Source organism: Clostridium sp. Marseille-Q2269 (assembly GCF_943736985.1).
Classification (GTDB): Bacteria; Bacillota; Clostridia; order Clostridiales; family Clostridiaceae; genus Clostridium_F.
Genome location: NZ_CALSFS010000018.1, coordinates 1 through 15,044, shown reverse-complemented (window position 1 = coordinate 15,044; position 15,044 = coordinate 1). Strand labels below are relative to the sequence as shown.

17 protein-coding genes are annotated in these 15,044 nt (G+C 32.2%); all 17 read right to left on the bottom strand.

The genetic code is table 11. The features are described from left to right. Positions 1–31: 31 nt before the first annotated feature. A complete protein-coding gene (locus tag NGI68_RS15525; protein ID WP_251862354.1) occupies positions 32–733 on the bottom strand; it encodes a BMC domain-containing protein in 702 nt (233 codons plus the stop codon). Between the two features lie 20 nt (positions 734–753). After that, on the bottom strand, positions 754–1,425 hold the full coding sequence (locus tag NGI68_RS15520) for a EutQ-related cupin domain-containing protein (protein WP_251862353.1): 672 nt from the start codon (positions 1,423–1,425) through the stop codon (positions 754–756). Between the two features lie 79 nt (positions 1,426–1,504). Further along, complete coding sequence (locus NGI68_RS15515) at positions 1,505–1,768, bottom strand: EutN/CcmL family microcompartment protein (RefSeq protein ID WP_003358221.1); 264 nt, start codon at positions 1,766–1,768, stop codon at positions 1,505–1,507. Beyond that, positions 1,765–2,067, bottom strand: a complete 303-nt coding sequence (locus NGI68_RS15510; protein WP_251862352.1) for a BMC domain-containing protein — start codon at positions 2,065–2,067, stop codon at positions 1,765–1,767. Before NGI68_RS15510 ends, NGI68_RS15515 begins: the two co-directional genes overlap by 4 nt. A gap of 15 nt (positions 2,068–2,082) precedes the next feature. Further along, complete coding sequence (gene eutJ / locus NGI68_RS15505; protein ID WP_251862351.1) at positions 2,083–2,931, bottom strand: ethanolamine utilization protein EutJ; 849 nt, start codon at positions 2,929–2,931, stop codon at positions 2,083–2,085. Beyond that, on the bottom strand, positions 2,913–3,614 hold the full coding sequence (locus tag NGI68_RS15500; protein ID WP_251862350.1) for a cobalamin adenosyltransferase: 702 nt from the start codon (positions 3,612–3,614) through the stop codon (positions 2,913–2,915). The genes eutJ and NGI68_RS15500 overlap by 19 nt, the downstream gene beginning before the upstream one ends. Continuing rightward, entirely contained in the window at positions 3,611–4,069 is a 459-nt protein-coding gene (locus tag NGI68_RS15495; RefSeq protein ID WP_251862349.1) for a EutP/PduV family microcompartment system protein, read from the bottom strand. The genes NGI68_RS15500 and NGI68_RS15495 overlap by 4 nt, the downstream gene beginning before the upstream one ends. After that, positions 4,066–4,419: a BMC domain-containing protein gene (locus NGI68_RS15490; protein ID WP_251862348.1), complete on the bottom strand. Its 354-nt coding sequence runs from the start codon at positions 4,417–4,419 to the stop codon at positions 4,066–4,068. Before NGI68_RS15490 ends, NGI68_RS15495 begins: the two co-directional genes overlap by 4 nt. A gap of 39 nt (positions 4,420–4,458) precedes the next feature. Continuing rightward, positions 4,459–5,412 (bottom strand): choline TMA-lyase-activating enzyme, encoded by a 954-nt coding sequence (cutD, locus tag NGI68_RS15485; protein WP_251862347.1) that lies wholly within the window; start codon positions 5,410–5,412, stop codon positions 4,459–4,461. A gap of 145 nt (positions 5,413–5,557) precedes the next feature. Continuing rightward, a complete protein-coding gene (gene cutC, locus NGI68_RS15480) occupies positions 5,558–8,098 on the bottom strand; it encodes a choline trimethylamine-lyase (protein ID WP_251862346.1) in 2,541 nt (846 codons plus the stop codon). A 50-nt stretch (positions 8,099–8,148) separates the two neighbouring features. Next, positions 8,149–9,642, bottom strand: a complete 1,494-nt coding sequence (locus NGI68_RS15475; protein ID WP_251862345.1) for an aldehyde dehydrogenase family protein — start codon at positions 9,640–9,642, stop codon at positions 8,149–8,151. Between the two features lie 38 nt (positions 9,643–9,680). Then, on the bottom strand, positions 9,681–9,989 hold the full coding sequence (locus NGI68_RS15470; RefSeq protein ID WP_251862344.1) for a BMC domain-containing protein: 309 nt from the start codon (positions 9,987–9,989) through the stop codon (positions 9,681–9,683). A gap of 20 nt (positions 9,990–10,009) precedes the next feature. Then, positions 10,010–10,306 (bottom strand): BMC domain-containing protein, encoded by a 297-nt coding sequence (locus NGI68_RS15465; protein ID WP_251862343.1) that lies wholly within the window; start codon positions 10,304–10,306, stop codon positions 10,010–10,012. 298 nt (positions 10,307–10,604) lie between these two features. After that, positions 10,605–10,868 (bottom strand): hypothetical protein, encoded by a 264-nt coding sequence (locus tag NGI68_RS15460; protein ID WP_251862342.1) that lies wholly within the window; start codon positions 10,866–10,868, stop codon positions 10,605–10,607. Next, positions 10,869–11,966 (bottom strand): DMT family transporter, encoded by a 1,098-nt coding sequence (locus NGI68_RS15455; RefSeq protein WP_251862341.1) that lies wholly within the window; start codon positions 11,964–11,966, stop codon positions 10,869–10,871. Positions 11,967–12,486: 520 nt separating this feature from the next. After that, positions 12,487–13,317, bottom strand: coding sequence for a MerR family transcriptional regulator (locus NGI68_RS15450; protein ID WP_251862340.1), 831 nt, complete (start codon positions 13,315–13,317; stop codon positions 12,487–12,489). 184 nt (positions 13,318–13,501) lie between these two features. Beyond that, positions 13,502–14,644 carry a 1-propanol dehydrogenase PduQ gene (locus tag NGI68_RS15445; RefSeq protein ID WP_251862339.1) on the bottom strand — a complete coding sequence of 381 codons (1,143 nt, stop codon included), beginning with the start codon at positions 14,642–14,644 and terminating at the stop codon, positions 13,502–13,504. Positions 14,645–15,044 lie beyond the last annotated feature (400 nt).

The window sequence follows — 15,044 nt, the reverse complement described above, 5'->3', positions numbered from 1 at the left end:
CCCTTACTTCCTTTCATAGACCTTAAAATAACTAATTCTTCTCGTAATATAACTTAAATTTAGTAATCAATACATTCTTTCCTGCTTTTGAAATTGTTCTACCTGTAATTACAAAATCTTTATATTCACGAGCTAAATTTCTAAGCTTAACAACTTTTAACTTAGCTAATATCAAAAGGGTTTTCTCTATACCATTTTTACTTACTAAATTGTCTACATCATCTTTGTGCAGATTATCTAGATTTAACTTATGTAGTTTATCTAAATCCATATCCAAATCATCTTCATTATCTTTAATATTTTCTTCAGCTTTTGCTATATTATTTTCAATCTTTCTTTCAGCTTCCTCTAATATTTCTTTAGGTTCTTCTACTACTATTTGTTTTGCTTCTTCTACTATTTCTTCAGTTTCCTCTAAATCTTCATTAGATGATGAAACTTCTAAATGTTCTGGTAGAGTATTAGGTCCAATTATGCTGTTAAGTTCCTCGTGAGGACGTGGAATTACATGCTCTGAAACTAAAAATTCTTCATCAAGCTTTTTAACAGCTGCTACTCCAGCTTCTATAGATGCTTTTACTGCGCCTACATCACCTGTAACTGAAATTGTAACAAGCCCTCCACCTACATAAGTTTTTTCAATAATACTTACATCTGCAGATTTCACCATTGTATCAGCTGCTTCAACAGCTGCAAGTAATCCTTTTGTTTCTATTAAACCAAGCGCTTGCATAGACTAATCCTCCTAATCTTCTATAAAAGATCCGCCCAATTTGCTGGATATGTTGTATAAAATACCCTAGCTTTATCTGGTGAACCCCAAACCACCTTAGAACCTGATGGTACAAATAGTACATCTCCAGCATGAGCTGTATATGTTTTTCCATCAATTTCAATTGTTAATGTTCCTTCAATAACATAATCAATCTCTTCGTAAGTTAATTCCCAATCAAATTTTGAGTTTTCGATTATTAAAAATCCAGCGCTCATTTTTGATTCGTCCTTATTTATTAGTTCCTGAAAATATACTTTTGCATCTGGATTACCAGTATCAAATACTTCCATTTTTACTGAATTTCCTCTAACAACTTTAAGTCCATTAGGAGCACACTCCGCTTCAAATGGAAGATTCTTTTGCTTTAAACAACTAAGCATTTCTTCTAAAAGACCTTTGTCCATCATTGATTTGAAGAAATTAAGCATCATTTCACTATCAATACCATCTATGCTTGGAGTTTTTTCAACCTTTAAAGGTTCTACTTTAGCTACTGGAACTGCTATAGCTTCTGTAGTAAATATTATTCCATTGTTTTTTGCTATATCTTTTGCTGATGGTGTAATTATTTCACTGCCATCTACATGAAATGTTTTTTCTCCATTTAATATCAATGCTTCAACATCTTTTGCACAGATTAATTTTTTCATATCTTCACATCCTTTCAAATAATATTTGGTATCTATAAAAATCCTAAAATATTATGATTATTTTAAGAAAGATTGTGTTTTAACCAAAATTGCAATCTTCATCAATTATTCCAATAACAACTGCATCTACAGGAATATTATCGTCCCCTAACATTCTGCGAGCAGATGATCCAGTACTAACAATAACTCTATCGCCAATTCCTGCACTTATAATATCAACAACAATAAATCTGCGTCCTTCATCTACTCCACCAATTTCCTCAGCAAGCATGAATTTAAGTCCGCTAAGTGATTCTGCTTTTCTAGTGGCCCATACATTATCAATAAGTCTTGCTGCTATCATATTGTTTTACCCTCTTTCATTTTCAGTTTAATCTCATTTAATGCGGCTTCAACTGATGATGTGTCTCCAAAAATCCCTAGTAAAACCATGTGTTGAGGACATGTACCTCTAATATCTTCCACAGTAACTCCCACAGCCTTTTCTGCAATATCTGCAGCATAAATCATATCTATAAGTTTACCTTGAATAAGTCCTATGGCATCAACACTATTTAAATCAGTTTTACAATTTGTTCCCATGCGCCTTTTAAGAATATCTTTAGTGCACTCTGAAGGTGATTTTATAATTCTAAAATCCACTTTTAAACACTCCCCTTATTCTTCTATAATATCTTGTGTACAACTTAGCGCTATTCCAAGTGGTGTAACAAACATAGGATTATTTGGTTTATGAGTATAAACTTTTGTTTGTTTTTGGATAATTTCTTCAATTCCTGTTAAGCAACAAGTACCACCTACTAGAGAAATTTCATCAACATCATAATTTTTAATATTATTATTAATAATTGATGATACTTTTTCCACTACTGGTTTTAGTACTGGTAAAATTTCTTTGTGATTTTTGTTATCTCTTTTAAATTTATCTGCCTTATCAAAAGGCATTCCATATGCACCTGAAATAACTAATGAAAAATGAGTACCACCTGTAGGTTCATCAACAACATAAACAACTTTTCCGTTTTTTAAAACAGATATTCCAGTTGTTCCACCACCAATGTCTACAACAGCTCCATTTTCAATTTTAAGTAGAGCATTTGCAGCAGTAGGTTCATCTAAAAGACATGTTAATTCAAATCCTGCCGCTTGTACTACGTTTTTAATTGCTCCAGAATCTAAATCATCTGTTCCAGGTGGGATTGCAGCAGCTGCATAAACAAGTTCTGTATTAAGTTTTTCCTCAATTTCTTCTTTCAGTTCTCTAACAATTCTTACTGCTCCAATATAATCAACAACCATACCGTCACGAACTACATCTGCATATCTGTATGCCCCAGCGACTGGTTCATAATTTTCATCTAATACAGCTACCACTACACAAGCAGTTCCTAAATCTACTCCGGTGTAATAAACAGAAGATCCGTTAACAATTGGTTTTTCTATAACTTCTTCAAACTTTTGAACCATTTTATCACAATATTCAAAAGTTAAATTTCCCTCTGACATTCTTTTCCTCCTACTGCTAAACAAATTAATTGAGACAATGAATTAATTATTGCGTTAACATTGCTCATAATTTTGTTTTTCAAACTCTCATCATCACTGTTATACAGTTCAATTATTTCAAACTGTAATTCTCTTAGCTCACAACGAAGTGTGTGCATTTTTAAAATCGCATTACTTTTTTTCAGCTGCATATGAAATTCTGTTATTTCAAAACAATCATCAAGTTCAGTTGTGAAATTTAATGAGTTCATTTTGGTACATTCTTTTAAGTAAATTTGCTCAAGGATTCCTTTACCATCCACAACATTTCTGATATTTGATATTTTTCTGCCCAAACTTATAATATTTTGTGCTAAAATAATGTCTTCCTTTAATATTTCACTACTAGTAACAAGAAATAGTGCCTCCATAGATTTTAATTTACAAGCCAGCTTTCTATTTGAATTCAAATTTGAATTACTATTTAAATTGCTGCTTGTTGCTTCTTTTACTGTTTCTGCCTGGATATTTTTAGAAACATTCTTTTTTGCTTTGGAAGCATCATTATTCATTTTTATTTTTTTATCAGATAAATACTGAGCTGCTCCAGGGGTAAGGCGTTGTCCATCTTGTAACTGGTAGGTATCAAAAGGTTCTTTTCTGTATAGATCTCTTAAATACTCTTCGGTAATAAATTTCATCATTGACCTTTACTCCTCACCTTTTTTTCAAATAAATACTTCTTTAAAGCATCAATTCCTGTTCCCATTTCAAAGCTAATATGAAAATATGGTTCTGATACTGCTATGCTCTTTAATTGTTTTAAGGATTTTTCTTCATTTTCAGGTACCAAATCACATTTTGTTATAACTCCAATAACCGGGCATCTAAAAGATTTTGCAAATCCATGGGAGTATATTTCAGTGCAATTAGATTGGTCAACCAATATAAGCACATGTGATGCATCCTGAGCTGCTGCAATTATATGTTTGTACATCCATGCATTTTCTATATATGAGCCTGGAACATCAATGGTATTTTTGCCATAAATCATATCTGGTGTTCGCCTTAATGGACCATCATAATTGTTTAACGCATTAACTAATGTAGTTTTGCCACATCTTGAAGGACCAATCACCATTATGCGCTTTTTTTTCATGTTCTTGTAATGGGAGCTTTGGTAAATCCAAGCATATCCTCTAGCGTATCATTGACTGCAGTAAGTGCTGTTTCAACACTTTGAACATCACCACTTATTACAACAGATCCTGTAAAACGATCAAGAAATCCAATCTCAACGTCTGCAACTTTTGTGGCAATGTCTGCCGCAATAATAGCAGTTTCGTATGGCGAAAGAGTTAAAATACCTATTGCTCCTTTTTCATCTATTCCAAGACGTTCATATATATCAGGCATTGGCGATGCAATAACATGAGCTATAGTAATCTGTTTTCCTGGAACTGATTCTTGTATAACACGCTGTATATTTTTATCAAAAAAATCTCCCATAAACCTTACCTTCTATCTTATTATCTATTTGAAAATTATTTAATGGCGGATTACTTTTACAGGTAAATCGTATTTTTTAATCCAACCTTCTATTCTATCTAAATCATCACTTTTCAAACTTGGGTCACCTTCTATAGGATATTCAATTCCTAATTGGTTATATTTATTTACACCCATTTTATGATATGGAAGTAAATCTATTCCCTTAAAGTTTTTGTAATCTTTGTATGGTGTTAAGAACTCCATAACTCTTTCTATTTCATCTTGAGATTCATTTATTCCTTTAAGTAAAGGCATACGAATCTTTACATTGTATTTACCACGAAGTAACTCTTGAAGATTTTCTAAAATCTGTTCATTTCTCACACCGGTTAATTGAAAGTGTCTGTCAGAATCAATATGCTTAATATCAAATAGGAATAAGTCTGTGAACTCTGCAACCTTAAGGATTATTTCCATTTTTGTATAACCACAAGTTTCAATTGCAGTATTTATTCCTGCTTGCTTACATGCCATTAATAAACTGCAAGCTGCTTCAGGCTGCATCAAAACTTCTCCACCGCCTAATGTAACTCCACCACCAGACATTTCGTAGAAAGTTCTATCTTCTTCTACTATCTCTAAAAGTTCAGAAATAGTTTTTGTTTCTCCAACTATTGATATAGCAGATTTAAGACAAGCTTCCTTGCACTTACCGCATCCAATACAATCAATTTCCCTATTAACTTCATGTTTTAAAGTTTCATTAGATATACTGTGTATTCCTACAGGACAAACAGGTACACAAGCCCCACAATTAATGCACAAATTACTTTTAAACATAACTCTAGGTTTTTTAATCATTCCTTCAGGATTTGCACACCATTTGCAGCGTAGTGGACATCCTTGAAAAAATACTAAAGTTCTTACTCCATCTCCGTCATACATGTTGTATTTTTGTATGTTAAAAATCCTGGCCTTTCGTTCAATTATACCTAAATTTCCATTACTCATATTATTTATTCTCCAATTTCATTTGCCTTAGTTTTTAATATATATCTTAAGTATGGCTGCAACCTACAAAAATTCATGTAGATTGCAGTCTTTATATAAATTATTTTAAAGGGACTTAAGTTATATATTTTCTATGAAATTTTTATTAAAAATGTGTAAGCATAGTTCTACTTATGATTTCATCTTGAACATCTTTACATAACTCAACAAAGAATGCACTGTATCCAGCAACACGAACTATTAAGTCACGGTATTGCTCTGGGTGTTTTTGAGCTTCTATTAAAGTCTTGTTATCTAAGTAGTTAAATTGTACTTCTCCAAGTTGAAGGGCACAAGCACTACGTAATAATGTAATGATTCCTTGTTCACCTTCTGGTGTATCAAGAAGACCAGATATTAACTTAAAGTTGTGAACCATACCTATATTCATGTTTTCACAAGCCATTTTTGAAACAGATTTTATTATAGCAGTTGGTCCTTTATAGTCAGATCCTTGTGATGGACTTATACCATCTGATAAAGGTAACCATGCTTTACGTCCGTTTGCTGTAGCTCCAGTTAATTGTCCAAATGGAGTGTTGTTTGAGATTGATAGAGTACCATGGCTAAGTACTGAATATAATGTTTTATATTTACGATGTTCATGTTCTGTAAAGTTGATTAAATCAGCAGCAATATAATCTGCATAATCATCATCGTTACCATACTTAGGTGCATCTAAACAATCTTTTCTTAATTGCTCATATCCAACAAAATCAGCTTTTAAAGCTTCATTGATTTGTTCTAATGTATATTTTTTGTCTTCAAATACTAATTTCTTTATAGCTGCCATAGAATCTGTATAAGTAGCTAGACCACTCCATACAACTCCAGGTCCGAAGTTATACATAGCTCCACCAGCTTCTACACCTTTACCATTTTCCATACAACCTTCATACATCATAGACATAAGTGGTTTTGGTGCAAGTTCTCTGTGAACACGTTGAGAAATTACTGTAGCAACGCTTGTCCATTTAGTGATGTATTTGATTTGTTCTTTAACAGCTTCTTCAAATTGTTCATAAGTTTTGTATTGACTTAATCCTCCCATATCTGGGCATACTTGCTTACCATACCATAATGGTACACCATGGTTAAGAGTAAGCTCTATACATATAGGCCATTGTGTATAGCCTGTAGAAGTCCATTGGTATAATCTTCCTGATTTTTGAGGTTCAACACAACCCATTAAGCAATAATCTCTTGCGTCTTCTATAGAAACACCTTTTGCAAGCATGATCTTTATATGAACATCATCAAAATGGCATGCTGGGAATCCCATACCTGCACGAATAACGTCAACTATCTTTTTAAGATATTTTTGTGGTGATGCTTTGTGTATACGACAAGCTAAAGATGGTTGGTATATTTTAACGTGACGAACTGCATCCATTAATAAGTATGTCAATTCATTTGTAGCATCACGACCGTCTCTAGTAACCCCGCCTAGGCACATGTTTACAAATGGTTGATAACCTGCAAAGAATTTAGAACCACCTTCGCTTGTTATCCACATCATTTCAGACATTTTTATAAGCATACAACCTGATAATTCAAATGCTTCAAAATCAGTCATACGTCCTGATTCAATATCAGCTTTGTAGAATGGGTACATGTATTGGTCAACACGTCCTATAGACATACCTGTTTGATTTTCTTCAACTACAAGTAATGATTCTATAGTCCAAACTGATTGAATTGCTTCCCAATAAGTACTTGGTTTATGCGCTGGAACTCTAGCGTTTATTTCAGAAATCTTTTGAAGTTCAGCTTTACGCTTAGGGTTAGTTTCTTTTGATGCTAATTCCGCAGCATAATCTGACATACGTTTAGCATATATCATAACACCTTCAGCAGTGTCAATTAATGATTTGTAGAAATATATTTTATCTATATCTCCTGGATTTTCATAGTTAAGTGAAGCTAATTTTTCTTCTGATTCTCTCTTTATATCAAGCATACCTTTTTGCATTAATATAACATCATATCCAGGGTTAGAGTCTCCTCCACCATTTACTGCATGGTATGAACAATCAGAAACAAAAGATTCTCCTGAAAGTTCCCATACTCCAGCTTCACGATACTGATCTTCGCAGTATTCATCAACTGATTTACCTTTCCAGAATGGGAATAACTCTTCACGCATAATTTTCTTATCTTCTTCTGATATATAGAATGGATCTTGTGGACGATTTCCTATTGTATCAATTTCATCAACCATCCATCTCCATGCTATATCAGGAGAAAATGCACCTGCACGAGGTTGTCCATTTGGAGCTCCAACTATAAGTTCGTTATCTTGAATTACAAGTGGTGCAGTTTCGCAACAATGTTTAAAACATTTACCACGTAAAACTGATTTAGGAGTACCGGGATTTTCTTTTGCTATTTTAGTAATAGCTCTTGCTCTATGAGTTGTTATTGTTGGAACATGTTTTAGGTAAGTTTCCTTTAACTTAACTAAACGTTCTGTTATTCCATCTGGAATTTCACCATTATTGTCACCTGCAACAGTGCAAGTAGCTGATTCTTCTTTTGTTATTTCATTAGAAACACTAGAAAACATCTTCATTAAACTAGCACGTTCTTCATCAGACATATTTTTAGTAGCTTCCATAAATTTATTTGAAAATTCACGAATATCCAATTTTTTCCCCCACATTCTCTAATGTATTTCATATGTTAAATATGATTTTTTTATTTTAAGTCCGCTAGGACTTTCTTTAAAACACTTTCTAATAACTTATAGTTATCTATTTCTTTTCCATTTGATTTGTCATTTGAAACTCTACAATCAGAATCATCTTTAGATTTTACTATTTCAATAATTTCATCTACACTTCTGACTCCATATCCAACTTTACGAATATATATCAAATTCTCAGGTGAAACATTATCTGAAGTCATTCCTTGACCTGCAGACCCGCTACCTAAAGTCATTGAAGGAAACAAATTTGTAGTTGCTCCCATACTTCCAAAAGTTCCTGGAGTATTAACAAGTATTCTTCCAACTGGTTTCTTTAATGCAAATTGCTTGATAACTTCTTCGTCCTTGGAATGTATGATAAGGGTATGTCCTAATCGTTCACTAAGTAACAATTCTATACACTTTTCACAAGCATGCATCCAATCCTCTTCTATATAAAATGCTAAAACAGGACAAAGTTTTTCTCTTGAATAAGGGTTATCTTTAGAAACATATTTTTGCTCTGAAATAAGAACTTTTATATCCTCTGGAATACTAAAGCCAGCTCTTTTAGCTAAAGATTGTGCTGATGCACCAATAATCTCTAAATCAAGACTTCCATCTTTATTAAAAAATATTGCTCCCAACTTTATAGCTTCTTCTTTTGTCATAAAGTATCCACCATTTTTTATAAGCTCTTGTTTTGCTTCAGCAGCTATACAGCTATCAACAACAACTGATTGTTCTGCTGCAGATACAACTCCATAATCAAAGCTCTTGCTATAAATAATATCTTTAGCCGCCTTAGGTATATCAGCTGTACGCTCTATGAAGGCTGGGCCATTTCCATTACCACCATAAATTACTGGTTTCCCAGATTTGTAAGCTGAATCAAGCATTTCTGCAACCCCTGTATTCATTATAAGAGAAGTATCCTTATGATTCATAAGTTCTAATGAACCGCTTTTGGTTACTATGTGTAGATATGCAAGAGCCCCTTCTGGAAGTCCTACACCTTCTGCAGCTTTAATCAAAATATCAAGTGTTTTGCAAATGGCTTCTTTAGCTTTTGGATGAGGTGAAAACACAATTGCATTTCCTGATTTAATTGCAATTAATGCCTTATATATAGTTATAGATACTGGACTAGTGGATGGACAGAATGCTATAACAACACCCATTGGTACTCCAACATCCATTGTCTTTTTATCTTTATCTTCATTAATAATACCTACACACTTCATACCTTTAAGTCTATTTTTTAAATATTTGCATACAAATTGATTTTTAATGTATTTATCTTGCCATTTTCCATATTCTGTTTCTTCATTAGATATCTTTGCAAGTTCCTTCAGATGTTTTTCAACTTCCTCAGTCATACGTGCAACTATCTCATCAAGTTTTTCTTGTGGGAATGCTGCTAATTGCTTTTGGGCCTCACGAGCATTTTCAACAAGAATTCTGGCTTCCTGCATGGAGAGTAAATCATTATCTATAATATTCATTTTTCTCTCTCCTTTTTCTTAGAAAAAATTTTATTTTCCTATTCTGTTATAGGAGGTTCAATAGCATATCTTTTTATTATTTTTTCAAGATCTTGATGTGGTCTTGGTATAACTATTGAACTATAAAGGTTTCCACCTTCCATTGCATTAACTGCTGCAACACCAGCATCTACTGCTGTTTTACAAGCACCAACATCACCACGAACTAATACAGATATATAACCTGATGCAACATTTTCATATCCTATTAGTTCAACGTCTGCTGATTTGCACATAGCGTCTGCTGCTTCTAAAGCAAAAACTAGACCAAAAGTTTCAATTAATCCTATAGCTTCATATCTTGACATATGTACCAATTCCTTTCTTTTTATGAGTCGATATCGTGTACTGACACAATATCTCCAACTTCTCTAATAGGACGTGGCATAACATTGTGTGCTGTTAATTTACCAATAGCAGCTGCTGCTTCAGCACCTGCTTCTACAGCAGATCTTACTGCACCAACATCACCTTTTACCATAATTGTTACAAGTGTTGAACCAATGTTTTCATATGAAATCAATTCAACATTAGCTGCTTTAAGCATTTTATCTGCAGCCTCAAGTGCAGGAACTAATCCAATTGTTTCTACAAGACCTAAGGCCTCATCTCCATAATATCTCACTTTTAATTCCTCCTCCCTTATTTTAGCTCAGTATATTTTTTTATTTAATTACATAATTTTTTATCATTATGTATATGTTTGCATACATTTTTCATTTGCTATTATATGCCCATTATACGCCTTACCCTTTGGGGTAAAGTCAATATATTTATTACAATAAAGTTCATTAAATAATTTCATTGTAAACTATGTCATTTAGATTAAAACTAAGCTCCAACATTTGTTTAGAATAATGATTTTATATAAATATACCACATTTATTTTTGTATAAATGTTACCCCATGGGTAATGTTAAAAATTAATCAATATATTTATTTATTGTAGCAGCTCCTTCTTCATGTGCATGATAGTAAACTACTAACTCTTTATTTTTATCTAGTTCAAATCTTGTTTCTTCAATAAGACCATTTGCTTCTGCTGTCATTAATGCGTTAATTACAGCATGTTTTCTTAAGGCTTTGAAATTTCCATATTTCCCTTTTAATGCTTCTATAACATCATCTGCACAAGCTTCATCAACTGTAGTAAAATATTTTAAAATCGCATAGTTAAGTGGCTTCATCTATTCTACCTCCGCGTTCTTTTTTCTGAATAAATCTAGTGGATTCATAGATATTGTAAGAATACCAAACATCATTATTACAGCTCCGATCCAAGCAACAGAAGGTAAAGACCATCCATCCATTCCACCATACACACCTAATAATAATAAGCAGAATAATGGACCAAAGAATGAGTATGTACCGTTACAAGCAGTACCAAGTCCAGCTCCGCACATACTGTTTCCAGCATACCATGTCATAAATGTAATAAATGATAAGAAACCACTTACAGCGAACCAAGCCATTGCAGGAGTACTTGTGAATGCTTGTATAGCAAGGTTAGTAGAAATGTGAACTCCACCAGCCATAATTCCGAAAATTGGAACTAATATAAATAAGTTTGCTATACCTGATGTTACTTGACGAATGCAAATTCCAATTTCAGGATCAATCATTGCTGAACCATATCCAGCTACACAACCTTCAAATCCCCATCCAATAGCAGCAATAAGGGCTATTAAAATACCAACAAAAGTACTTGTTGAAGCTTTACCAGATAATCCTGTACTACCAATTAAGAAACTAGCAAATACACACACTGCAATACCAAAAGCCATACGTTTGTTTACTTCTTGTTTGTATAAAATTCTACCTAATATAGCAGCTATAGCAGGACAAAGAGCTGATATTGGAACAACTATTGAACCAGCCATTTGAAGAGCTATAACATAAGCAGTACCAGCTATAGGGCCTCCTATAAGGGCTGCTAATATCATAATACGTCCTGGTTTTGACTTAATGCATCTTAGAAAATCTCCAAATTTACCTTTAACTATTGAATACAAAATTGCCCAAACAGCACTACAAGTATCGTTTATGGCATTACCTAAAGCTGCAAGCACATATGCTACAACAAATGCTGATAATCCAGCTGTATTAGCACCATACCAGTCGCCCCAAACTCCTTTAGTCATACCCATAGTTAGGAATGCCGTATATAATCCATAGGCAAGTCCTGAAAATAAACCTAGGGATATACCCTTTTTCAAGAAACTACTTGATAATTTCTTTTTAGCAGCAATTGCGTCTAAGTTTACTGCTTTTGAAACTTCACTCATAAATTAATTCTCCTTTCGCTTGTGCGATTAATATTTTTTAAATTTATATTATTAAATAAAAATTTATAATATATATGGTTCAGTCTGTATGTATTATATGGTGTAAGAGATATGTTTAATATATTTTGAGATTGTTATAATTTGGACATTCTATTTTGTAAGTTGTTGAACACCTTTTCACTTTGTATCTTGTAGGCATTTTATTCTCAACTAGATTATATTCCCTTACCTATGGGGAAGAGTCAATAAAATATTTTATTAGAATATTCAAACTTCAATTTATAGTCCTACAATAAAAAATACACTTTTATCTTAATAAACTGTTTATTAAGATAAAAGTGCATCATTATAGTGCATTAACCATATTTTCATTTTAACTACCATTACTATGATTTTAGTTTTTTGAAATAAATGTATTTTATTTTCATATAAAAATATTGATTTTTTTAACAAATGGAGTATTATCCACCATCCCTACTCTTACCCTATGGTTAACGTTTTCCTCTTTATCATAATTATATTATTTTTCCCTACTAACCTTAACTAGAATTTCTGTTACAAAATTATCAGAGTTTTTAGTTGTCCAATAATCCGTTACATATCTTTCATAGGATTCATTGGCACACATATAATTATGCTTTCGTGTCCAATCTCTTATTTTTTTATATGTTTCATTAATTGTTTCATGATTCCCTATGTGATAACAAGAAGCTGCCATCCATCCTCCAAACTCAGTAGACTCCCCCTCTTTGCATTTTAATATGGTCTCCTGCATTATCCTCATTTTATTGCATTTACCACTGATTTTGTCTTCAAAACATGGGAAACATATCATTACAGGGCCCGTTATGGCATTATTTATGCTCTCTATATAATTAGTGAACTCTATATTAATTATAGAATCCATATAATCATATTCAAAATCTTGGTCCAAAAAAACTAAATTTCTATTGTCTATATATTTTATAGCCACATCGCAAGCATTATGTTCAATTACCATCTGAGCTTCAACTATAAGGTCGTCCCAATCCTTCACAGATCTTATTTTTAAATTTATCTCTTTCTCAAGTTCTTTTAATTCATCAATTTTTTTTCTAAAACTTTTATGAACAAAATCGTAGGTGGTCCCCTTTAAAAAACACCTCATTTCTTCAAGTTTAAATCCACTTTGTTTATAATATTTTATTACCGGCACAGATAATAAAGTTCTTTTACTATAGTACCTATACCCACTTTCATCAGAGACTTTATCAGGAGATAATATGTCCTTTTCATCATAAAACCGCAAAGCTTTCTTGGTTATTTTACATATTTCTCCCACTTTACCTATTGAATATAGTTCATCTTGCACATCAGTCTCCCCCTTTTTTATATATTTTAAATTATATTTTAAAATCACTCAAATTTCATCTATTTTTATAATTTAAATTACACTTAAATTATATTTTATTAAACAAACTTTTTCAACTTTTCTGAAAAATCGCACAAAAAAACCACCCATGTAATGAGTGGTTTACAAGCAATATTTTATATAATTATCCAAAAACTTTATCTAAAATTTTTGATAGTTCTTCCCTTGAAGTCTCTCTAGGATTTGCTGTTGTACATACATCCTTAAGAGCTGCATTAATAATTTCTTCTCTTGATGCTTCAGCTAGAGCCATATCAGCTCCTTGCTCTTTTAATGTTGTTGGAATCATCAATTTATTTTGAAGCTCTACAATACTTCTAATTAAATTATTAACACCAATATTTACATTGGGTGCATGTAATTTTAATAATTTGGCAAGTCTTTGATATTTCTTAGCTGCTAGGCTGTATTCGGCACAAAACCCCTGTTTATTTAAATCAGCATTATATTCAACTACATAAGGAAGTATCATTGCATTACTTCTTCCATGAGAAATATGTAATTTTCCTCCTATAGCATGAGCTAAACTATGAGTAATTCCAAGGCCAGCTGCATTAAAAGCCATACCAGCAAGACATGATGCATTGTGAAGTTTTTCTCTTGCCACTACATCATTTCCATCAACATAAGCATGTGGTAAAAATCTAAAAGCTAAAGTAAAAGCTTTTTCTGCAAGAGCATCTGAAAAATCAGTAGCATCTTTTGCAACATAAGCCTCCATAGCATGTGTTATTACATCCATTCCTGTATCAGCAGTTATAGCTTTTGGTACAGATTTTACTAATTCAGGGTCAAGAATAGCAACTGTTGGAAGAAGAGATTCATCTGTAAGTGCATACTTTAATCCTTCTTGTCTGTTTGTAATTACCGCATATTGAGTTACTTCAGAACCTGTACCGCTTGTAGTAGGTATAGCATAAAACTCTTCTATAGTAGAAGTTCCTCCAGTAATTTTTTTAGCATAATCTTTTATAGCTTTAGCTCCATCAATTGATGAGCCTCCACCAAGAGCTACAATAATTTCAGCATTACAACTTTGTAACTTTTGAATACCAGCTGCAATAACTTCTACAGATGGATCAGGTACAATATCACTATATATAGCTACTTCACAGTCAACAAGTTTTTGTTGCACTTTGGAAGCCATACCTGAAGTTTTCATAAATTTATCACATACAATTAGTACTCTTTTGTTATTAATTTCTTTCAGTCTATCTAAAGACCCTTCTCCAAAATACACATTTGTGTTAATACTAAATTCTTTCATATACATTTTCTCCTATTAAAAAATATCAAGATATGAATGAATTAGTTGTTCTTTAACTTTAAAATAAAATTTAACCCACAATTATAACAATCTAAATATAACAATCAAAACAAGATTCAAATAAACTTATTTTATTGTATTATACCAATATTATATTAATAACACAATACTATCTTATAGTTTTATGTCGAATTATAAATAATAGTTTCACTTTTACTTTTATATACTTATTTGTTTATATTTTCTTGACAAACATTAATGTACTATTATATAACTTTAGTTATGCAAAATAAAAATCTAAATTGGTAAAACTACCAAAAAATAAATATGGCATACTTTCTCTCACTGTGTTATATAAAAGTTACCATACAAATATAAACACAGGAGGTAAAAAGTATGC